The 21,078-nt window shown below is 44.0% G+C and carries 19 protein-coding genes; 1 reads left to right on the top strand and 18 read right to left on the bottom strand.

All coding sequences use genetic code 11. The features are described 5' to 3' along the window. Positions 1-26: 26 nt before the first annotated feature. The gene (gene wzzB / locus AC2T6E_RS09005) at positions 27-1,007 is read right to left on the bottom strand and encodes an LPS O-antigen chain length determinant protein WzzB (protein ID WP_427353175.1); all 981 of its coding nucleotides are present in this window, start codon (positions 1,005-1,007) and stop codon (positions 27-29) included. Positions 1,008-1,200: 193 nt separating this feature from the next. Between wzzB and AC2T6E_RS09000 the strand changes: the two genes are divergently transcribed. Continuing rightward, complete coding sequence (locus tag AC2T6E_RS09000; RefSeq protein ID WP_237844327.1) at positions 1,201-2,205, top strand: NAD-dependent epimerase; 1,005 nt, start codon at positions 1,201-1,203, stop codon at positions 2,203-2,205. A gap of 53 nt (positions 2,206-2,258) precedes the next feature. On the opposite strand, the gene ugd is transcribed toward AC2T6E_RS09000, so the two are convergent. From ugd to galF, 17 genes are all read right to left on the bottom strand, one after another. Beyond that, positions 2,259-3,425: a UDP-glucose 6-dehydrogenase gene (gene ugd / locus AC2T6E_RS08995; RefSeq protein WP_421510708.1), complete on the bottom strand. Its 1,167-nt coding sequence runs from the start codon at positions 3,423-3,425 to the stop codon at positions 2,259-2,261. 239 nt (positions 3,426-3,664) lie between these two features. Next, positions 3,665-4,546 (bottom strand): glucose-1-phosphate thymidylyltransferase RfbA, encoded by an 882-nt coding sequence (gene rfbA, locus AC2T6E_RS08990; RefSeq protein WP_454539969.1) that lies wholly within the window; start codon positions 4,544-4,546, stop codon positions 3,665-3,667. Further along, positions 4,543-5,631: a dTDP-glucose 4,6-dehydratase gene (rfbB, locus tag AC2T6E_RS08985; protein WP_089600464.1), complete on the bottom strand. Its 1,089-nt coding sequence runs from the start codon at positions 5,629-5,631 to the stop codon at positions 4,543-4,545. The genes rfbA and rfbB overlap by 4 nt, the downstream gene beginning before the upstream one ends. A 94-nt stretch (positions 5,632-5,725) precedes the next feature. Beyond that, entirely contained in the window at positions 5,726-7,132 is a 1,407-nt protein-coding gene (gndA, locus tag AC2T6E_RS08980) for an NADP-dependent phosphogluconate dehydrogenase (RefSeq protein WP_010432011.1), read from the bottom strand. Between the two features lie 150 nt (positions 7,133-7,282). Continuing rightward, positions 7,283-8,719: an undecaprenyl-phosphate galactose phosphotransferase gene (locus AC2T6E_RS08975; protein WP_458592111.1), complete on the bottom strand. Its 1,437-nt coding sequence runs from the start codon at positions 8,717-8,719 to the stop codon at positions 7,283-7,285. Positions 8,720-8,733: 14 nt separating this feature from the next. Continuing rightward, a complete protein-coding gene (gene glf, locus AC2T6E_RS08970) occupies positions 8,734-9,879 on the bottom strand; it encodes a UDP-galactopyranose mutase (RefSeq protein ID WP_458592110.1) in 1,146 nt (381 codons plus the stop codon). Further along, on the bottom strand, positions 9,876-10,640 hold the full coding sequence (locus AC2T6E_RS08965; protein ID WP_458592109.1) for a DUF4422 domain-containing protein: 765 nt from the start codon (positions 10,638-10,640) through the stop codon (positions 9,876-9,878). The genes glf and AC2T6E_RS08965 overlap by 4 nt, the downstream gene beginning before the upstream one ends. Continuing rightward, a complete protein-coding gene (locus tag AC2T6E_RS08960) occupies positions 10,637-11,737 on the bottom strand; it encodes an O-antigen ligase family protein (protein WP_458592108.1) in 1,101 nt (366 codons plus the stop codon). Before AC2T6E_RS08960 ends, AC2T6E_RS08965 begins: the two co-directional genes overlap by 4 nt. A gap of 4 nt (positions 11,738-11,741) precedes the next feature. Beyond that, positions 11,742-12,767: a hypothetical protein gene (locus AC2T6E_RS08955; RefSeq protein WP_486691417.1), complete on the bottom strand. Its 1,026-nt coding sequence runs from the start codon at positions 12,765-12,767 to the stop codon at positions 11,742-11,744. Continuing rightward, on the bottom strand, positions 12,751-14,001 hold the full coding sequence (locus AC2T6E_RS08950; RefSeq protein ID WP_486691415.1) for a lipopolysaccharide biosynthesis protein: 1,251 nt from the start codon (positions 13,999-14,001) through the stop codon (positions 12,751-12,753). The genes AC2T6E_RS08955 and AC2T6E_RS08950 overlap by 17 nt, the downstream gene beginning before the upstream one ends. 69 nt (positions 14,002-14,070) lie before the next feature. Next, entirely contained in the window at positions 14,071-15,120 is a 1,050-nt protein-coding gene (gene pseI / locus AC2T6E_RS08945) for a pseudaminic acid synthase (RefSeq protein ID WP_458592105.1), read from the bottom strand. A 33-nt stretch (positions 15,121-15,153) separates the two neighbouring features. Continuing rightward, positions 15,154-15,741, bottom strand: a complete 588-nt coding sequence (pseH, locus tag AC2T6E_RS08940; RefSeq protein ID WP_486691412.1) for a UDP-4-amino-4,6-dideoxy-N-acetyl-beta-L-altrosamine N-acetyltransferase — start codon at positions 15,739-15,741, stop codon at positions 15,154-15,156. A gap of 9 nt (positions 15,742-15,750) precedes the next feature. After that, a complete protein-coding gene (pseG, locus tag AC2T6E_RS08935) occupies positions 15,751-16,851 on the bottom strand; it encodes a UDP-2,4-diacetamido-2,4,6-trideoxy-beta-L-altropyranose hydrolase (RefSeq protein ID WP_486691410.1) in 1,101 nt (366 codons plus the stop codon). Beyond that, positions 16,835-17,539 carry a pseudaminic acid cytidylyltransferase gene (gene pseF / locus AC2T6E_RS08930; protein ID WP_458592102.1) on the bottom strand — a complete coding sequence of 235 codons (705 nt, stop codon included), beginning with the start codon at positions 17,537-17,539 and terminating at the stop codon, positions 16,835-16,837. The genes pseG and pseF overlap by 17 nt, the downstream gene beginning before the upstream one ends. After that, positions 17,540-18,691, bottom strand: a complete 1,152-nt coding sequence (pseC, locus tag AC2T6E_RS08925; RefSeq protein ID WP_458592101.1) for a UDP-4-amino-4,6-dideoxy-N-acetyl-beta-L-altrosamine transaminase — start codon at positions 18,689-18,691, stop codon at positions 17,540-17,542. After that, a complete protein-coding gene (pseB, locus tag AC2T6E_RS08920) occupies positions 18,691-19,689 on the bottom strand; it encodes a UDP-N-acetylglucosamine 4,6-dehydratase (inverting) (protein ID WP_047625690.1) in 999 nt (332 codons plus the stop codon). The genes pseC and pseB overlap by 1 nt, the downstream gene beginning before the upstream one ends. Positions 19,690-20,063: 374 nt before the next feature. Continuing rightward, positions 20,064-20,960 (bottom strand): GalU regulator GalF, encoded by an 897-nt coding sequence (gene galF, locus AC2T6E_RS08915; RefSeq protein WP_320743558.1) that lies wholly within the window; start codon positions 20,958-20,960, stop codon positions 20,064-20,066. Between the last annotated feature and the right edge of the window lie 118 nt (positions 20,961-21,078).

Genomic DNA, 21,078 nt, shown 5'->3' with positions numbered 1-21,078 from the left:
AAACCCGGTCTTTTTTTGTCTGCGAATCAGGCTTTTGGCTTGTAGTTACGCAGCGCGTTGCGGCCCAGTACTACACCAGAACCGATAATCCCGCCCAGCAGTACGGCGAGAATCAGGGTGATGGCTTTTTTCGGGCTATCGCGACGAATAGGTAAATTCGGTTTCATCACATACCGGTAAACGTGAACGGTGTCCGGGTTCACGTTCAGGTTCTGAATATCCAGCAAGTTTTGTTTGGTCTGGTAGTATGCACCTGAGAAGACCAACGGACGGGACGCTTCGTTATCAATCATTGACTTCAGCGCTTCGCTTCCCAGCAGGAACATCGTTTCCTGGGTTACATCCTGGGTTTGCTGAATCTGAGGTGTTGTGATTTTTGCGGCTTCGGCGTTTTTAAGCGCCTCGGTGATCTGTTTGATACGCAGATCTTTTTGCTCCTGAGAGACCTTCTCCTGGTTTTCCAGGGAGTCATTCAGAGTGGTGATCTGCTGCTTGATGTTGTCTCGAAGGTCAAGCGTCAACTCTTTTGCGGTTTGCTCGTCAACCTGCTGGATGTACTGCGCAAGCTGCTTCTGAGCCGCTTCGGCAGATTCGCCCTGATAGGTTACGGTTAATGGTAATGCCTGACCCTTAACGGTAGTGTCGATGGTCAGTTTCTCTGAAATCTCCTGGTTTTCCAGCGCCTGAGCTAAAGCTGAAAACGAAGAGTTGAAGCGGCCAATCGCACGATTCTGGATATCCAACATTGAAGGGGCAGCGCCACCGTAGAGGATATTCAGCGCATTCGCATAAGTGGCAATCTGAGCCGCATCGGGCTGGGCAATGATAGCAGACGACGTCCATTTTTCTTTTGCTATGGTGATGTAAACACCAGCCAATACGATAAAAACAGCGATAAACGCCCCAATTACCCACTTCCCACGCCACAGCTGTAGCACTAAATCAAGTAAATCAATTTGCTCCGGGTCGTTACTGCGCGTGACCAGGTTATTGTTGTTTTGCGTCATACAATCCCTAACAGATCAAAAAGGGCAAAAGAAATCATGTTCCCATAGTGTATCTGTTGCTGGCAATTTTTCTATAGGAATACGATGAGTTATATCGGAAAGATGGGTTATGTAACTTATGAGCAACGGGTTATCATAGACATATTCTGATGCGCTGAGCATCAACAGGAACGAAGCGTTAACGAGGAAAGATATGAAATTTTTGGTTACTGGCGCAGCAGGTTTTATCGGTTCGCATGTCAGCAAGCGGCTACTGGAAGCAGGTCATCAGGTCGTTGGGATTGATAATCTGAATGACTATTATGATCCGAACCTAAAGCTTGCACGTCTGGATCTGCTCAACTCCGATAATTTCACCTTCCACAAGCTGGATTTGGCCGACCGTGAAGGTATGGCCACGCTTTTCGCCAACGAGAAATTTGACCGTGTGATCCATCTGGCCGCTCAAGCGGGCGTACGCTACTCGCTGGAAAACCCACACGCCTATGCAGATGCTAACCTGGTTGGCCATCTCAACGTGCTTGAAGGCTGCCGTCATAACAAGGTTCAGCACCTCCTGTATGCCTCTTCCAGCTCCGTTTACGGCCTGAACCGTAAGATGCCGTTCTCAACTGACGATTCAGTGGATCACCCGGTTTCACTGTATGCGGCGACCAAAAAAGCCAATGAGCTGATGTCGCACACTTACTCGCATCTCTACAACCTGCCGACAACCGGGCTTCGCTTCTTTACGGTGTACGGTCCGTGGGGACGCCCGGACATGGCGCTGTTTAAGTTCACCAAAGCGATGATTGAAGGCAAGAGTATTGACGTCTACAACTACGGCAAGATGAAACGTGACTTCACCTACATCGATGATATCGCTGAAGCGATCATCCGCCTGCAGGATGTGATCCCTCAGGCCGATGCGAACTGGACCGTCGAGACAGGATCGCCAGCGACCAGCTCCGCACCGTATCGCGTCTACAACATCGGCAACAGCTCGCCTGTCGAGCTGATGGATTATATTACCGCGCTGGAAGACGCGTTAGGTAAAGTGGCAGAGAAAAACATGATGCCCATCCAGCCCGGTGACGTGCTGGAAACCAGCGCCGATACGAAGGCGTTATATGACGTGATTGGTTTTAAACCGCAGACCTCGGTAAAAGACGGAGTGAAGAACTTTGTCGACTGGTACCGTAATTTCTATAAGGTTTAATACAAAAAAACCCGGCGCATGAGCCGGGTTTTTTATGTGCGGTAGACGGGAGATTAGTCGCTACCAAACAGATCGCGGGTATAAACCTTATCCGCCACGTCTGCCAGCTCTTCCGCCATACGATTCGAGATAATCACATCCGCTTCTTTCTTGAAAGCGTCCAGATCGCGGACCACGCGGGAGTGGAAGAACTCGTCTTCCTGCATCGCAGGTTCATAAATAATGACCTGCACGCCTTTCGCCTTAATACGCTTCATGATTCCCTGAATGGAGGAGGCACGGAAGTTATCAGACCCGCTCTTCATGATCAGACGATAGACGCCCACCACTTTCGGCTGACGCGCCAGTATGGAATCAGAGATGAAGTCTTTACGCGTGCGGTTGGCATCCACAATCGCGGAAATCAGGTTGTTTGGCACCGCCTGATAGTTTGCCAGCAGCTGCTTGGTATCTTTTGGCAGACAGTAACCGCCGTAGCCAAATGACGGGTTGTTGTAATGGTTGCCGATACGCGGGTCGAGGCACACGCCTTCGATGATCTGGCGGGTGTTCAGGCCCAGACTCTCTGCATAGCTGTCAAGCTCGTTGAAGTAGGCCACGCGCATTGCCAGATAGGTATTGGCGAAGAGCTTGATCGCCTCGGCTTCGGTAGAGTCAGTGAACAGTACCGGAATATCTTTCTTGATTGCGCCTTCCTGCAGCAGTGCGGCAAAACGTTCCGCACGCTCAGAGCGCTCACCGATCACGATACGGGATGGGTGCAGGTTATCGTATAACGCCCTGCCCTCGCGCAGAAACTCTGGCGAGAAGAAGACATTATCAATACCCAACTCTTCTTTAATCGATTTGGTGAAGCCTACAGGAATGGTCGATTTGATGATCATCACCGCTTTTGGGTTGATTGCGATAACATCTTTGATCACCGCTTCTACGGTTGAGGTGTTGAAGTAGTTGGTTTTGGGATCGTAATCCGTTGGGGTCGCGATAATGACATAATCAGCATCGCGGTAAGCATCTTCTTTGTCCGTTGTGGCACGGAAATTTAAAGGTTTGTTCGACAGATAGTCCTGGATTTCTTTATCGATAATCGGAGACTTCTTCTGATTAAGCATATCCACTTTGGCCGGAATGATATCAAGCGCGACCACCTCATGGTGTTGTGCGATCAGAATACCGTTTGAGAGACCAACATAACCGGTTCCGGAGATTGTTATTTTCATTTACTTGACTTCTTCAATATGAGTTTCTGGTGACATTCAAAATACCACCACAATAGTTAACTGGTGGTTTTTTATCGCTAATGCCATTTTGCTGTCAAGGTTCATGCCCTGTCTGGTCAGTGGATAAATTCATAAGCACAGGTCGTCAAAACGACGGATAAACTGCCTTCTCACCAGCATCAATGCCGCTTTCAACGATTACACGTGCCCAAAAATGATCAATGACGGCAAGATTTAAATCAGACTAATCCCTTGGTCAGGTTTAGTAGATATTGCCCATAACCCGTTTTCTTGAGTGGCTCCGCTAAAAGCCGAAGTTGATCCGAATCGATAAAGCCTCTGCGGAATGCTATCTCTTCCGGGCAAGACACCTTGAGACCCTGACGCTCTTCGATGGTGGCAATAAAATTACTTGCCTCAATCATGCTTTGGTGGGTTCCCGTATCCAGCCATGCATAACCGCGTCTCATCATCGCCACAGATAACCGCCCCTGCTGCATATAGAGGCGGTTGATGTCGGTGATTTCCAGCTCGCCACGATCGGATGGACGTAAACTTTTGGCCATCTCTATGACATCGTTATCGTAAAAATAGAGACCCGTAATCGCGTAGTTACTTTTGGGGTGTTGAGGTTTCTCCTCAAGGCCAATCGCTGTACCGTCTTTGTCAAACTCAACAACGCCATACCGCTCTGGGTCGCTGACATGATAAGCGAACACGGTCGCGCCCTCTTCCTGTCCAGCCGCACCTTCAAGCAGTTTCGGAAGATCATGCCCATAAAAAATGTTGTCCCCCAGGACCAGCGCACAATTGTCCCCACCGATAAACGCTTCGCCAAGAATAAAAGCCTGCGCCAGACCGTCTGGGCTTGGTTGTACTTTGTATTGTAGGTTAAGTCCCCACTGACTCCCATCGCCAAGCAGTTGTTCAAAACGCTGCGTATCTTGTGGAGTACTGATAATCAGAATATCTCTAATGCCCGCGAGCATCAGTGTGGAAAGCGGGTAGTAGATCATTGGCTTATCATAAATCGGCAGCAGCTGCTTACTCACCGCCATCGTCACCGGGTAAAGACGCGTGCCAGATCCGCCAGCGAGGATGATGCCTTTACGCTTCGTCATGACTTACGCTCCCCATAATTCTGCTCAATCCATGCCTTATAGGCACCACTTTTAACATTAGAGACCCATTCAGCGTTGTTCAAATACCACTCAATCGTTTTGCGAATCCCACTTTCAAACGTTTCCTCTGGCTTCCAGCCTAACTCTGTTCCGATTTTATGAGCATCTATCGCGTAACGGCGATCGTGGCCGGGGCGGTCAGCCACATAGGTTATCTGTTCCCGGTAGGATTTTTCCTTAGGGACAATTTCATCCAGCAGATCGCAAATCGCATGTACAACGTCGATATTTTTCTTCTCATTATGCCCACCGATATTGTACGTTTCGCCGGGCTGACCAGTGGTCAGGACGGTATAGAGAGCTCGCGCGTGATCTTCCACATACAGCCAATCACGGATTTGATCTCCCTTGCCGTAAATGGGTAAGGCTTTGTTTTCAAGTGCATTCAATATGACAAGCGGGATAAGTTTTTCCGGAAAATGGAAAGGGCCGTAGTTATTTGAACAGTTTGTCACTATCCCTGGCAGGCCGTAGGTGCGGATCCACGCGCGAACCAGGTGATCGCTGGATGCTTTTGAGGCTGAATAAGGGCTACTTGGCGCGTATGACGTTTTCTCTGTAAAGAGCGGCAACGGATTTCCGTCCTGATGCTCATCAGGATGCGGTAAATCGCCATATACTTCATCTGTTGAAATGTGGTGAAAACGAAATGCGGATTTTGCCGACTCATCCAATGAGGACCAGTAAGCGCGACTGATTTCTAACAAGACATAGGTGCCCACAATATTGGTTTCAATAAATGCAGCAGGCCCGGTAATAGAACGATCAACATGGCTCTCCGCTGCCAAATGCATGACGGCATCAGGCTGATGCATGGCGAAAATACGCTCCATTGCCGCTTTGTCGCATATATCAGCATGCTCAAAGACATAGCGTTCGCTATCGCTTACCTCACGTAAGGATTCCAGATTACCGGCATAGGTCAATTTATCAACGTTAACAACGCTATCCCGAGTATTGCTGATGATATGTCGGATAACTGCAGAACCGATAAAACCGGCACCGCCAGTAACAAGAATTTTCACGCAATCTAGTCCGTTTATAAAGTAAGTGGATTGGGTGTGATAAAAAAGCCCGGTATCTCTACCGGGCTTGATGATATGGCAAAACTAAATCAGATTAATCCAGCCATTCGGTGTGGAAAACACCTTCTTTATCCGTACGTTTATACGTATGCGCACCAAAGTAATCACGCTGTGCCTGAATCAGGTTCGCTGGCAGTACGGCGGCACGGTAGCTGTCATAGTACGCCACCGCAGCGGAGAAGGTCGGCACCGGAATACCGTTCTGCACGGCGTAAGCAACCACGTCACGCAGCGCCTGCTGGTATTCGTCCGCGATTTTCTTGAAGTACGGTGCCAGCAGCAGATTCGCGATGCCGGCATTTTCAGCGTAGGCATCTGTGATTTTCTGCAGGAACTGGGCGCGAATGATGCAGCCAGCACGGAAGATCTTCGCGATTTCGCCGTAGTTCAGATCCCAGTTGTTTTCGTCTGAAGCGGCACGCAGCTGAGAGAAACCTTGTGCATAAGAGACGATTTTACCCAGATACAGAGCACGACGAACTTTCTCAACGAATTCAGCTTTATCACCAGCCGGCTTGGCCTGCGGACCAGACAGCACTTTAGATGCCGCAACGCGCTGCTCTTTCAAAGAGGAGATGTAGCGAGCAAATACGGATTCAGTGATCAGAGACAGAGGCTCGCCCAGATCCAGCGAGCTCTGGCTAGTCCATTTACCGGTGCCTTTGTTCGCTGCTTCATCCAGAATCACATCAACCAGGTATTTCCCCTCTTCATCTTTCTTGGTGAAGATATCTTTGGTGATGTCGATCAGGTAGCTGTTCAGTTCGCCTTTATTCCACTCGGTGAAGGTCTCAGCCAGCTCTTCATTGGAAAGGTTCAGGCCGCCTTTCAGCAGGGAGTACGCTTCTGCAATAAGCTGCATGTCGCCGTATTCGATACCGTTGTGAACCATCTTCACGTAGTGGCCAGCACCATCAGCACCGATGTATGTCACGCACGGCTCGCCGTCTTCAGCAACAGCTGCAATTTTAGTCAGGATTGGTGCGACCAGCTCATACGCTTCTTTCTGACCACCAGGCATGATAGATGGGCCTTTCAGGGCACCCTCTTCACCACCGGACACACCGGTACCGATGAAGTTAAAGCCTTCCGCAGACAATTCACGGTTACGACGGATAGTGTCATGGTAGAAAGTATTGCCGCCATCAATAATGATGTCGCCTTTATCCAAATACGGTTTCAGTGAATCGATAGCAGCATCGGTACCCGCGCCCGCTTTCACCATTAACAGGATACGACGTGGCGTTTCGAGAGACTCAACAAACTCTTTAACCGTATAGAAAGGAACCAGTTTCTTACCCGGATTCTCGGCAATCACTTCTTCGGTTTTTTCACGGGAGCGGTTGAAAACGGAGACGGTATAACCACGGCTTTCGATGTTGAGCGCCAGGTTGCGCCCCATCACTGCCATACCGACAACGCCGATCTGTTGCTTGGACATTACATACTCCTGTCAGGTGTGGATACCCCGCCGTAAGGGAGCCGGCGGGTAAAGTGAAGAACATGTTAACTCAGGTTAGCGTCCAGAAGGTAGCAATAGATGTCTTATTTAGAATGGTCTTAAATCACATAAAGCCCGCGAATTGGTGCATTAATATGCACCATCACGATGAAGAACGACCTTGACAGTTTTGAACAAAATTGCGATATCGTTCCAGAGAGACCAGTTTTTTACATACCAGGAATCAAAGTAGACGCGTGTATCGTAATCGACATCATTGCGGCCGCTCACTTGCCATAAACCTGTCATGCCAGGTTTCGCCATCAGATAGTAATCGACATTATCATCATATCGAGGCAGCTCTTCAGAAATAATAGGACGTGGTCCAACCAGACTCATTTGCCCTTTTAGCACGTTGAATAACTGGGGCAGTTCATCAAGGCTCGTTTTCCGAATAAACCGACCAACCGAAGTGATCCTGGGGTCATTTTTTAACTTAAAATCACGATCCCACTCTTCACGGGCCGCCGGATCCGAATCAAGAAGCTTTTGCAAAACTTCCTGTGAATTCAGAACCATAGAGCGGAACTTATAGCATGGAAAAAGCTTACCATGTCGCCCGACGCGCATATGCCCATAGATTGCCGGGCCACCATCACGAGTCACTTTATACCAGAGATAAATAAGCAAAGGTGACGCAATCAGGATGATAAGTGACGAACAAACAATATCGAATGTACGTTTCAGGAAACGAGAGGTCCTCTTCGCCAGATTATTATGGATTCGAAGAAGCATAACTTCGTGGCTGAAGATAAATGACATATCGGTGTTATACAGTGGTAATCCTCGTAAAGAAGGTATCACGGTAACTGAACGACAGTCTTTCTTAGACAATTCTCGCAACCAGTTAAGCGTCTTATCGCTGTTTTCCATTTCAAAGGCGACAATGAAATGAATATCCCCTGTTTTCTTCATTTGCCAAAGAATTTCGGGGTCACGCAAAACAGGCAGTCCCTGGAGCATCGATTCCGTCGACTCTTCATCATAGAAAGCCACAACATCGAAACCGAGCATTTCTTCGCTCTGTAACGCGAAGTAAGCTTCAACAGCATTGCTTCCGCTTCCCATGATGATGGTTTTTTTCTTCCAGATCCCAAGACGATTAAGAAGATGCTTCGTCATGGCTCTAAAGAATGGAAGCAGGATTATCGCAAAGGTCCAGCAAAAAACCCACACATATCGCGAGAACTGCCATTTTGAAAAAGCAACAAGCGCCAAGTCAAAAACAGCAAAAATAACGATAGTCCGGATAATTTCCTTCAATTCAAACCAAAAGGGTTTTCGATAAGAATAATGCCGCAACCGAACCCAGAACCATCCCACGCAAATTATACTTAATATGATGTGGGAAATGATACGCATCTCAAGCTGGTTATCGGGGATAAAACGATAGAGATCGTTAAAGATCCAATAGACACAACCAATTGATAGTGCTAGTGAAACGTTAAAGAAAATAAAATCCGAGGCTGCCAGAAAAACTTTGCATAGCAACGGGTTATATTTATTCAAAAAATTATCCGTATCCATGACAACACCTGAAATTAACGAGGATTAATATTAAATACAGGCATTGGCTCCTGATTTCTTTGGCATTCGAGATATTTTTTGGCCACGTCAATGGCTTCGCGAATAGTAACGTCCATATCCAGATAGCGATATGTGCCAAGGCGTCCAACAAACGTGGTATTGCTTAGCGTCTGAGCTTTATCCAGGTAACGGTTGAGTAACTCTTTTTCCTTTACCATACGAATTGGGTAATAAGGAACGTCGTTTTCAGTGCACAAACGGCTGAACTCACGGTAGCACGTCGTATTTTCGTGAGATTCCCACGGAGAAAAATGCTTATGCTCGGTGATGCGGGTGTAAGGAACGTCTTCTTCACAGTAGTTGATAACTGCCGTCCCTTGATAGTCGCCTTCAGCAGAGAATTTTTCGAAATCCAGGGTACGATAACCAAGACGCCCTTCGCTAAAGTTAAAGTATCCATCAAGCGCACCAGACCAAAATACGTGCTGGTAGGCATTGCTTTCATCCGCAGAAAACTCAGTGTCTGTTCTCACCTCGATCAGTTCATGGTCGAGAATTTTTGCGACCATATCAGTATAGCCTTCTTTAGGCATGCCCTGATATTTGTGGTTGAAGTAGTTATCATTGTAGTTAAAACGCAATGGGAGGCGTTTCAGAATGCTTGCCGGCAATTCAGTCGGTTCAACGCCCCACTGCTTACGCGTATAACCCCGGAAGAACGCTTCATAAAGCTCCCGGCCAATCATACTGATTGCCTGTTCTTCGAAGTTCTGCGGGTCGACAATTGATTTATCCGCTTTAGATTCAATAAAAGCGCGAGCTTCATCCGGACGCAGCGTTTTATTGAAGAACTGGTTAATAGTGTGCAGGTTAACAGGCAGCAGATAAACGTTGCCTTTGTAGACAGCCTTTACACGGTTGGTGTAAGGCATAAATTCTGAATAATCATTTACGAAATCCCAGACTTCTTTATCATCCGTGTGGAAGATATGAGGGCCGTAAACATGTAACATCACATTCGTCTTCGGATCACGTTCAGAATGGCAGTTACCTGCGATATGCGAGCGCTTATCAAAAACAACGGATGATATTCCTTGCTCAGCTAACAGCCTGGCGATAACTGCCCCAGAGATACCTGCACCAACAATAGCGACTGTCATTTTGTTCCCCAAAAATGTCGTTTTAATAATCCAATACCCTTTAGAAGCAGGTTCTCACCATCAATATTGACCACTGGCATGTATTTAATACTCAGTCGATTGCGCTGATGATGTAGCCACACATTGAAAAGTCTTTCTGCCATAAATCCAAAGACACGTTTTTGGTACGTATCATAATTTTGGTAATCTATTTTTTGTTCCAACGCGAACAGCAGCGGGAAGAGCCAGGCGAAATATTCGTCTATCAGTGTTTTTTTACAGACGAACATATTGTAAAGACTGATTTTAGTTCCGCCCATGACATGGTCGAAATCGGTGACATAATCAGGCTGCTGCAAAACAATTTCGTCACGAAGCTGAGTATAGTCGGACTCATGGTGAGCGTGGATATAATGGCTTTTAATACTGGTGATGAAATAGTTGCGAGGCTTAGCTACCAGAATATCAGCACTTTTGAGCATATCCGCCATCTCTTCTGGAGACGCAATACGCTTGCCCTTTACCGTCAGGTTGCTCGTGGAGGAGGCAAAATAACGACGATAGTGTGCAAGGCCGACAACCTCTTCCTGAACGTTTTTCCAGATCCAGTAGGCTGCGGTGAGTTCGCAGAATGACGGGTTCAGGTGAGCGATGTTGTCGCCTGTGGAGTCATCTACAGAATTCTCAGAAATAGTTACACTTTGGGAACCAACTTTGATTGGTGTAAAAGACATATGATTCGGAAACGTAAAAATTTTATGGGAGACTACAAATAAATTCATTTATATTCCGTATTAATTTGATTATTTCTCTTCGAATTTAAAACTATCATAATAGCAATAGCAAAAATAGAATATGCCATATTATGATAAAACGCACTTATATACACCGCTAGTAAAGACAGTGTTATCAGATTTAACCGGCCACATTTGAACACAGCAAATATAAAAACAACAAATCCTATCAACCCGAAGTCATATAGGAGCTTAAGAAAATCATTATGAGGCATAATATCAAATCCATATATATCAATTAGCATATTTCTGGCTGATTCTGCGCCATGGCCAAACACATATTGAAATAAAGTGGAGTTTTGCCAATCATCAAGCACATGCCCTTGTATTATTGTTCTTGCCTCATAGGATTTATCATCTCCACCGGAATACCTCAGAGAAAAGACATCCGTATACTTCGTTATAAGTGAATAGACAATATAAGATAGAGAAAACAAAATTATGATCAATGACGCTATTACGCTTTTAAGCCGCAGTGTTATTTTATCAAAGATTGCAAACGAGAAAATCATAAGCAAAACAGCAAGAGCCAAACGAGTTTCGGATCGAAAAATAAAATATGTAATTGCGATTATACAAAACCATTTTAATAATGTATTTCGCACGAAGTATATAGCAAATATCATCGCACACAATCCATACACTGAATAATGTGTAGGGCTTAAGGAAAAGCCTTTAAACCTGGCACCTGCATCTATATATGACCAAGGCAAAAAAAGAGATACTACCGATAGGAAAATAAAAATCACAGGGTAAAGTCGTAATACGCCATGATTAAACTCTCCATTTTCCTGCACAGAATAAATAGATAGCAAAAAAAGAGTCAAGATAAAGAAATAGGGTCTTATATCGGAAACACTGGAAAATTGTGTCAACCACACACAAAAGCAAACAAAAAATGCCAAGCCTGCCACTCTAAAGCGAGTAATGAAAAAAGACAAATAAAACAATATAAGAACATCAATAAAAAAGAAGTATACTATTTCAAAAAAATGACTTAAAACCTCACCCACCTGAGGAATAAAATAGTAAAATGGATAAGTTATTATTAGAAAGAAAATGAAACTTCTCAGTCTACTCGGCATAAAATTATACCTTCCCTAAGGTATCGTAAAACACATTATTAAAGCTTGCATTATGAGTGGGATTTTTTTGGATTGATATTATTTCATTAACTATATCATTAGCACTATAGAATGGATGAAGACTAAGTTTTTCATAAACTCGGGAATAAATACGGTCTAATTCAACTGTCGAATAAAACAATGTCTTTACTCCGCAATATGCAGCTTCAAATGCCATTGTAGAGAAAGGAGATATCAAAACATCATTTATATTGAGTCGTTCAATAAAGTCATAGCTAGACATACAATTCACTTTAAAACCCAAACATGTATAATCAGTATTATCTCTAGGATGTTTCCTGATTATAAGTTCCAGTCCACTAACTGCGAGACTTTCCCGTAACTTGACAGCAAATTGTAACTGACTTTCTGCAGCATCATGTGAAGAATGTGAAGAAAAGGCCTGGCTTACAAAATAAATTGAGCCACGGTGAACTTCATACTCTCTTTCTGCATGCCGTTTATTTTTTATTTTTTGCAGCCAAGGAGGAGGTATCAAATCAATAACATTTGGGTGCACATCTCTGGCATAAAGAAAATCAACATTTAATTTCGATACAGTATAAATTTTGTCACATTGGAAATTGTTAATTTTCATAAGCGATGGATGCTTTCTTAATCTGACATATAATAGATCAGAAAATCCACGATAATTTTTGCTATCCGCAAACAAGCCTCTTATGTACGAGAAATGACATACACGCCCCAACGACAATATATTAACAAGCCTATGTTTTAATAAAGGATAACCTGAAAAAACCACATCTGGCTTGTAAACAACAACCAAATAAAACAGGACTAATAACTGTTTAATCTTATTGATAAATCTATTTTTGCTATAGTTATAGGAATGAACAGTACATTCTTTAAAATTTTCTTTCTTAACATAGGATGGGCAGCACAAGATTATTTCAGAATCATTCCCCACTCGAATGAGTGGGATTATTTCATCTATCTCCTCCTGAACTTCACTGTCAATAATATATTTCATTTTTATCTCTTTTTACTTTATTCAAACACATTAATTTCGTAGCTAAAATGATACAGGATGATATTAACACACCAATTGCAATACCAACCCCTTGCAAATACATTCCAAGCAAATATTGTGCGGAAACTCCAAGAATAAATGAAATGAAGGTTGCATACAATATCAGCGAGTCTTTTCCACGAGAATATAATTCATAATGATATATTAACCCATAGCTATAAATAAACACAGACGCAAGAAGGATATAGAATATTAATAAGCTTTCTAAATATTCTTTGTGCCCGAGGTGAATACAAAGCAACGGGATGGCAAAAATAAGCATCAGCGAAACACAACCACCAACAATGATAACTCGAGTTTTAAATTTTTTTAATTGTTGTGCATAAATAGTTGGTTGTTCCCCTTGGTATGCAGCAATTAACTTTGGATAAAACTGCATAATTACAGCAGCATCTACAAAAGCTATTAATGAATTAGCCATATTACTAAAGAAGGAATAAATAGCTAACTCTTGAGTAGATGATAAAAACTTCAATATATATCGATCGCTAACAAAAACACCACGAAGCATTAATGTTGCACATAATAAAGGTATCGCAACTTTGACACCTTTAAAAATCCATATAAAATCAACACGCCATCTTTTTAAGGTTTTTTTTTCAACATTTTTCAAATCCATCAATGCGAATATTATCGCAATAATATTCCCTCCCGTCCAAGACAGCAAAAGGAGTTTTAATGATGTATTTCCACTAACATAACAATAATATATATATATATATATCCATGCTGCCGATCTTATAAACAACTGCAGATTAGCAAGAAATGCTTTATTATTAATAACAAGCAATCTCATAAACTCTTGTGCTAAATGCTCTGAGATTAATAAAAAATAAAAAATAAATATAATATTACTATCAATTATGCCATATAACTTCAAAAGATAGATAAGTGGTATGCTTAAGAGATACATGACTACATAAAATGAGAATTGGTTGAGTAGCAACCCTCCACTTTTATGAAATGTCGTTTTAATTATTTCTCGAGAAGAATAACTATAAAAATCGAAACCAAGCACATATAATAAATATGATACCGTTACTGCAATTATTGAATATTCAGCCAATGTCTCAAATGTTGAATATTTAGCAAGATATGTAATTAATAAAAATTTACTAGCTAGTGTTGCACCACGTAATGCAAGCATAAATAGTGATTTGTTTTTAAATTGCATTTGCCGAAATCATAGTAATCAACTAAAAGGGCCTCAAGGCTTGAGGCCCCAGTGTGCAATGAAACTTACTTAGAGATCAATTAAATCGAATGTAAGTGGCGTACCCGATTTCACTTCATTTTTAAAAGCTTTATCTAATACATCAAAATAGTGCTTTGGTGCTAAACCAAACCCAGGACGAATGCTCTTAACATTTTCGCTGGTCAGTTTTTCACCTTTTTTTACATCCTTCACTACATAAAGTGAACGACGAAACTTAACATTTCCTTTTTCACTCTCTTTACGTTCGTAGTTAACGCGTCCCAGCGCTTTCCAGGCTGTTTTTGCATCTCGGCACAGCGCTGTTAATTCCGCAGGTTCTAATGAAAAACTATCATCAGGTCCGCCGCCGTTACGATCGAGAGTGACATGCTTTTCAATCACACATGCACCAAGTACGACTGAAGCTACTGCTGTCGTGTTATCTATCGTGTGATCGGACAGGCCTGCAATAACACCAAACCGTTCTGCCATATCGGGTATCGTTGCAAGATTATATTCTTCCGCAGGAGCCGGATAACCACTAACACACTGCAGAACGACTAGCTCTTTACAGCCCCCTTCTCGTGCGGCAGTTATCGCTTCAAGTATTTCTTGTTCATCGGCCATTCCGGTGGAAATTATCATCGGCTTGCCTGTCTTTGCGACATACTTAATCAGCGGTATATCAATAGCTTCAAAGGAGGCTATTTTATACGCTGGAGCACCCAGTTCCTCGAGCAGATCGACGGCGGTAAAATCAAAAGGGCTACTGAATATGGTTATCCCCAGGTCTTTCGCTTTTTCAAACAGGGGCTTATGCCATTCCCATGGCATTTGGGCACCTTTATACAAATTAAATAGCGTTTGGCCATCCCATAAACCGCCATGGATCTGGAAGTCTTCGGTATCACAATCGATGGTGATGGTATCCGCGCGATAAGTCTGTAATTTTATCGCATCTGCACCTGCAGCTTTTGCCTCTTCCATAATCTTAAATGCGCGATTAATGTCACCATTATGATTCGCAGAAAGTTCTGCAATAATATACGGTGGAAAGTCTTTCCCAATCTGGCGGCCGTCAATAGAAATGCTACTCATTTTTTACCTCAAAATACATTTTAATTAAAACGTTCAAATAATAACTTCATATTGGGAGAAGATCTTCGAATACTTTTCTTTCAAACTTTGACGGATTGCTTCCCATCCTTCTTTCGTCAGCCCCAGATAATGAACACCTAGCCTTTCGCCATTTTTTAAGATATTCGATTCTCTGAAACCTTCTTTTTTAAAACCAAACTTCTCATGTAACCGAACAACTGCATCATTGTGCTCAATAACTTCACAGTTCAGTTTACTAAGTTTAAGTTCATTGAAAACATAATCAATAACAAAGAATTCAAGCACTGCACCAACACCTGACCGCGCAGTTGCAGTAAGATAGTACGCCCAATCGGCTTTTTGATGAGTATTATCAATGGCATTTACGCTGACAACACCTACGGACTCTTCGTTTTCGATAACCACAAAAACAATATTTCTACTATCCGTATTCAAACGTGTAAGCCAGTTGCTATGTTCTTCTGTCGAAATGACGTGATCGGTATACATCCATTTTCTCACCTGATCTTCATTCCTGATAAGACGAACGCTTTCCTGGACATCTTTGGAGGCCTGAACAATATTAACTAAATTTAATTTTTTAACGTTCGAATTAGTCATAGTTCTTCCTTAAATATTAACCTGCATTTTACATAAAGACGTTACTACTCGTTGCAATCCTGCTCCGTCGCACAACGCGAAAGACCTGGCTACCAGATCCTGATATTCATCCTGCAACTTACGCCAGGCGCACGATAAGTCCTCCTCAGAAAAATCAGTATCACTGAATACAATGAAGCCTTTATCGATGAGTTTTTCAACTATAACCAACTGATTTTCAGCAATGGCTAAGTTTATTGTAGGCAGACCTAAAACAGCTCTTTCCCAGGTGGTACTGCCTAAAGCTCCAATTGCGATATCATTTTCAAGCATTATCTGAGGCATGTTATTAACATTTATTAATACCTCAACATTAAACCTACACTCTTTAGCGATACGTTTTATTTCAGCTTTATGGGGACAGCTTACGCCCAGGACTACCGTAATCAGATCTATTTGCGTATCTATACTATTAGATATCTTTTTAAGAAGTGCGCCAGTGATATTATTTATATCAACGCCACCCATAGTAATTAACACCTTCCGGGGTGAAGCGATATTTTTGCGTTTTTCAACTGCCAGAGAACGCAACTGAGCAAAATCTTCTCTAAGCAACGCGTAGTTAGTACCCGTTAATAAAATACATTCAGGTGAAACAAAGGGTTTATATTCCGCGCTTTGTCTCTTCAGCGTCGAATCAATCAAAAGATAACATTCATGTTTCCTGTTACATAAATCATCAATTACAATGATTTTCGCCTCAGGGAAATGAGATTGGAAAATTTTTTCCCACGAATCATCTAAGGAATAATGATCCGTTATCAAAGCATCCGGAACAAAGTTGTTAGAATTACAAAGCTCGATCGACTTTATTGCATCATCGCATTGCGTTCCACCGAGCCAAAATTTTTCATTTTGGATATATTCTTCACTGGAATCAGGTTCTTTAGGAATAATAAACACGTCAAACGTTCGTGATTTAATAAGCTCTATTAGATTCCCGGGATGTGCTTTGGTGATGAAGACACAATGTGCCCCTTTTTTCCTTAAAGCATCCGCGAGGGTAAGGCAACGAACAACATGTCCTGAGCCAATGGAAAGAGAGGCATCGACCCTAAAAGCGATTTTCATCTTCGACTCTGTTAATTTCAAACATCAACTCGGCTAAACGCCAGTCTTCCAACGTATCAATGTCCTGTACACGTTCTCTGGGTAAGATTAGTGGCGTAGCATGTGATTTGAAAACAGCTTTCTCCGTCAACCACGCATCAATGTTTCCCCAGTAGAATTGGCCTGCATCATGCCATGCCTCAACTAAATCCTGAGATCGGACGTTAAACTGTTCCGGGTCAAACATGCTGATTTGGTTATCATCATTGATTTTCAACGCGCGCTGAATGGGGTAAGGAAAGCTCGTGACAGAAAAACAATAATCGCTATTTTTTTTCTTGATCAGCTCTAACCCTTTTTCTAAATCTTCAGGTTGTATAAAAGGCGCGGTTGCATATATACAACAAACATAATCTGGTTTAGCACCTTGAGATATAAGCCAGTCAGCGGCATGATGAATAACAGGGATCGTACCCGCATAGTCATTCGACAGTTCGGCTGGGCGCATAAACGGCACTTCCGCGCCATACTCACGCGCTACTTCAGTAATCTCTTCATCATCTGTTGAAACAATGATTCGATCAAAGACGCCGCTCTTTTGAGCGGCTTCAATGGACCAGGCAATCATTGGTTTCCCACAAAATTCTTTAATGTTTTTGCGTGGAATACGTTTACTGCCACCACGCGCAGGAATGATTGCCACATTCATTTAAAAGAACTCCCGAATACACTGGATGACGTAATCCTGCTCTTCATCTTTCAACGTGGAGTACATAGGAATGCTAATTGCACGCGCGTAGTAATCCTCTGCGACCGGGTAATCCCCTGCTTTATGCCCTAACTGCTCATAGTACGGTTGAGTGTGAACGGGAATGTAGTGCACGTTAACACCAATCCCTTTTTCACGCAGGTGATCGAATAATGCCTTACGCATGCCAGGGTCGTTGACCGTTAACGGGTAAAGATGTAATGCGCTGTGGCCACTTTCTGCTTGAAGTGGTGTCGACACAGGAATGCCATCAAACGCAGTATGATAACGTTTTGCGAGTTCATGACGGCGCGCCACAAATCCATCGATACGCTTAAGCTGGGTCACACCCAGTGCTGCCTGCAGTTCGGTCATGCGGTAGTTTAAACCAAGATCAACCTGCTGGTAGTACCAACCACCTTCAGATGCTTTGGTCATTTTATCGCCGTCACGCGTAATGCCATGGCTACGGAAAAGCTGCATGCTTTCCGCCAGTGCATCATTATTCGTCAGCGCCATACCGCCTTCCGCCGTGGTGATGATCTTAACCGGGTGGAAGCTCAGAATGGTGATATCAGCAAAACGGGAGTTGCCAATTTTGGCCCCCTGGTAGTTGCCGCCGATGGCATGTGATGCATCTTCAATAATGGCAAAACCATACTCTTTCGAAAGCTGATGGATTGCTTCCATATCGCATGACTGCCCAGCAAATGCTACCGGTACAACAATTTTAGGCAACTTGCCTTCCGCTTTCGCCGCAATGAGTTTGGTTTTCAGCGCTGCAACGCTCATGTTGTAAGTCTGCGGATCGATATCCACGAAGCTTACATTTGCATCGCAATAGAGCCCACAGTTTGCCGAAGCCACGAAGGTGTTAGGCGATGTCCACAGCCAGTCACCTTTTTTCAGCCCCAGTGCCAGGCATGCAATATGAAGTGCAGACGTCGCACTGTTTACCGCAACGGCGTGTTTAACGCCAACGTAATCAGCGATGGCCTGCTCGAACTGTGGAACACATGGCCCCTGAGTCAAGAAATCAGACTTCAGTACGCCCACTACTGCATTGATATCTTCATCAGAGATATCCTGCCGTCCATAGGGGATAAATTTCATTAGATATTGCCTACTTTTTCGCGATTATCATCAATCCATTGACGCAGCTCTTCAATGCTCATCCATTCTGCATTGCTATCACTCTCGTAAACGAAGCCTTCTGGAACGCGCTTGCCATCCTTAATACGTTCTGGAGAATCGCACCAGTTGTGGATTGCAGGCAGGATTTTGAAGTGTTCAGGATATTCATAGGTGTAGTGAGCATCTTCAGCACTGATCATCTGCTCATGCAGTTTTTCACCAGGACGAATACCAATCACTTTCTGAGCCGCATCTGGCGCAACGGCAGTTGCGACATCAGTCACTTTCATCGAAGGGATTTTCTTGACGTAGATCTCGCCGCCTTCCATATCATTAAAGGCGTGCCACACCAGTTCAACGCCCTGTTCCAGGGTGATCATGAAGCGGGTCATGCGATCATCTGTGATTGGCAATTCGCCCTTGTCTTTGATAGACAGGAAGAAAGGAATAACGGAACCGCGGGAACCCATTACGTTACCATAACGAACGACGGCGAAGCGGGTTTTGGTTGCGCCTGAATAGGAGTTACCGGCAACAAATAATTTGTCGGAAGCCAGTTTTGTCGCACCGTAAAGGTTGGCCGGGCTACTTGCTTTATCTGTAGACAACGCAACCACGCGCTCAATACCTTTATCAATACATGCATCAATGACATTCATCGCGCCATTGATGTTGGTTTTTACACATTCGAATGGGTTGTATTCAGCAGTAGGTACGATTTTAGTGGCTGCTGCATGCACAACGAAATCAACACCATCCAGCGCACGGTACAGACGATCTTTATCGCGCACATCACCAATGAAGAAGCGGATACGGCTTTCATCTTTGAAATGTTTCGCCATTTCCCACTGTTTCATCTCATCGCGCGAATAAATAATAATCTTTTTGGGATTATATTTTTCAAGGGTCATGCGAACGAACTTATTACCAAAAGAACCCGTGCCACCAGTTACCAGAATCGTTTTATTATCAAACATGTTTTTCACCAGAAAATAACAACTTATTGAATGCTACAATTGAAGAGATTGTAACCCAGACCTAAAAGGGTTTTGCCCACGCTACCGCCCCTGGCTTAACAGCTACCAGTGCACTGAACGAAGGTTAAATGTTCCATTTGTTGAAGTCCGACACCGAACTCTTACTGGCGCTGGACAACTGCAAAAAACTGCCGTTAATTGTCGTCCTAAATGACCTCAGAAACAAGCACAAATCGTTACAAATCAGTCCACATTTGAATCAGATAACTCCATGTTATCACTAGAATTAATAACAAAAAGCGGCAGTTACCATTTTGGTTATGTTTACACATACCAAATGATAACTGCCGCTTTTTCAAACAGACAGAGACGAATCAGTCGTTTGCCAGCAACTTCTCAATGCGGTTTCTGAACTTCGCCCCTTCCTTCAGGTTACGCAGGCCGTAGTTCACAAACGCCTGCATATACCCCATTTTCTTACCGCAGTCGTAGCTGTCGCCGGTCATCAGCATGGCATCTACGGACTGTTTTTTCGCCAGCTCAGCGATCGCATCGGTCAGCTGGATACGGTCCCAGGCGCCTGGCTCCGTTTTTTCCAGCTCGGCCCAGATATCCGCGTTCAGAACATAGCGGCCAACGGCCATCAGGTCGGAGTCCAGCGTCTGAGGCTGATCCGGCTTTTCGATGAACTCAACAATGCGGCTCACCTGCCCTTCCGTCTCCAGCGCTTCTTTCGTCTGAATGACAGAGTACTCAGAGAGATCGCCATCCATGCGCTTCGCCAGCACCTGGCTGCGGCCCGTCTCGTTGAAACGCGCCACCATCGCCGCCAGGTTGTAACGCAGCGGGTCCGCAGATGCGGTATCAATGATGATATCCGGCAGAACGACGATGAACGGGTTATCACCCACGACCGGACGCGCGCACAGAATCGAGTGGCCCAGACCCAGCGGCTGCGCCTGGCGCACGTTCATGATAGTTACGCCAGGTGGGCAGATAGATTGAACTTCTGCCAACAGCTGACGCTTAACGCGCTGCTCAAGCAACGCTTCGAGTTCGTAAGAGGTGTCGAAGTGGTTTTCAACCGCATTCTTCGAGGAGTGCGTGACCAGAACGATTTCTTTGATCCCTGCAGCAACAATCTCGTCGACGATGTACTGAATCATCGGCTTGTCGACGATCGGCAGCATCTCTTTAGGAATTGCCTTGGTGGCTGGCAGCATATGCATGCCCAGACCCGCTACCGGAATGACTGCTTTCAAATTAATCATTATATCTTCCACCTTAAAATGGTTGACGAATTATAGCTTTTAAACCTGTTTTCGCCAGTACGTTTTGCTGTAATTCTGGATTCATGTTACGCCCAGGCACCACAAATTACAGTAGTTG

Source organism: Enterobacter sp. B79-1 (assembly GCF_057444735.1).
Note: the sequence above shows the minus strand (reverse complement) of the source record. Positions and strands in the feature narration are given on the sequence as shown.

Excerpts from the sequence above, each read along its gene's own strand:
- wzzB (WP_427353175.1), bottom strand. The coding sequence starts at position 1,007 with ATGACGCAAAACAACAATAACCTGGTCACGCGCAGTAACGACCCGGAG.
- AC2T6E_RS09000 (WP_237844327.1), top strand. The coding sequence starts at position 1,201 with ATGAAATTTTTGGTTACTGGCGCAGCAGGTTTTATCGGTTCGCATGTC.
- ugd (WP_421510708.1), bottom strand. The coding sequence starts at position 3,425 with ATGAAAATAACAATCTCCGGAACCGGTTATGTTGGTCTCTCAAACGGT.
- rfbA (WP_454539969.1), bottom strand. The coding sequence starts at position 4,546 with ATGACGAAGCGTAAAGGCATCATCCTCGCTGGCGGATCTGGCACGCGT.
- gndA (WP_010432011.1), bottom strand. The coding sequence starts at position 7,132 with ATGTCCAAGCAACAGATCGGCGTTGTCGGTATGGCAGTGATGGGGCGC.
- AC2T6E_RS08975 (WP_458592111.1), bottom strand. The coding sequence starts at position 8,719 with ATGGATACGGATAATTTTTTGAATAAATATAACCCGTTGCTATGCAAA.
- glf (WP_458592110.1), bottom strand. The coding sequence starts at position 9,879 with ATGACAGTCGCTATTGTTGGTGCAGGTATCTCTGGGGCAGTTATCGCC.
- AC2T6E_RS08965 (WP_458592109.1), bottom strand. The coding sequence starts at position 10,640 with ATGAATTTATTTGTAGTCTCCCATAAAATTTTTACGTTTCCGAATCAT.
- AC2T6E_RS08960 (WP_458592108.1), bottom strand. The coding sequence starts at position 11,737 with ATGCCGAGTAGACTGAGAAGTTTCATTTTCTTTCTAATAATAACTTAT.
- AC2T6E_RS08955 (WP_486691417.1), bottom strand. The coding sequence starts at position 12,767 with ATGAAATATATTATTGACAGTGAAGTTCAGGAGGAGATAGATGAAATA.
- AC2T6E_RS08950 (WP_486691415.1), bottom strand. The coding sequence starts at position 14,001 with ATGCAATTTAAAAACAAATCACTATTTATGCTTGCATTACGTGGTGCA.
- pseI (WP_458592105.1), bottom strand. The coding sequence starts at position 15,120 with ATGAGTAGCATTTCTATTGACGGCCGCCAGATTGGGAAAGACTTTCCA.
- pseH (WP_486691412.1), bottom strand. The coding sequence starts at position 15,741 with ATGACTAATTCGAACGTTAAAAAATTAAATTTAGTTAATATTGTTCAG.
- pseG (WP_486691410.1), bottom strand. The coding sequence starts at position 16,851 with ATGAAAATCGCTTTTAGGGTCGATGCCTCTCTTTCCATTGGCTCAGGA.
- pseF (WP_458592102.1), bottom strand. The coding sequence starts at position 17,539 with ATGAATGTGGCAATCATTCCTGCGCGTGGTGGCAGTAAACGTATTCCA.
- pseC (WP_458592101.1), bottom strand. The coding sequence starts at position 18,691 with ATGAAATTTATCCCCTATGGACGGCAGGATATCTCTGATGAAGATATC.
- pseB (WP_047625690.1), bottom strand. The coding sequence starts at position 19,689 with ATGTTTGATAATAAAACGATTCTGGTAACTGGTGGCACGGGTTCTTTT.
- galF (WP_320743558.1), bottom strand. The coding sequence starts at position 20,960 with ATGATTAATTTGAAAGCAGTCATTCCGGTAGCGGGTCTGGGCATGCAT.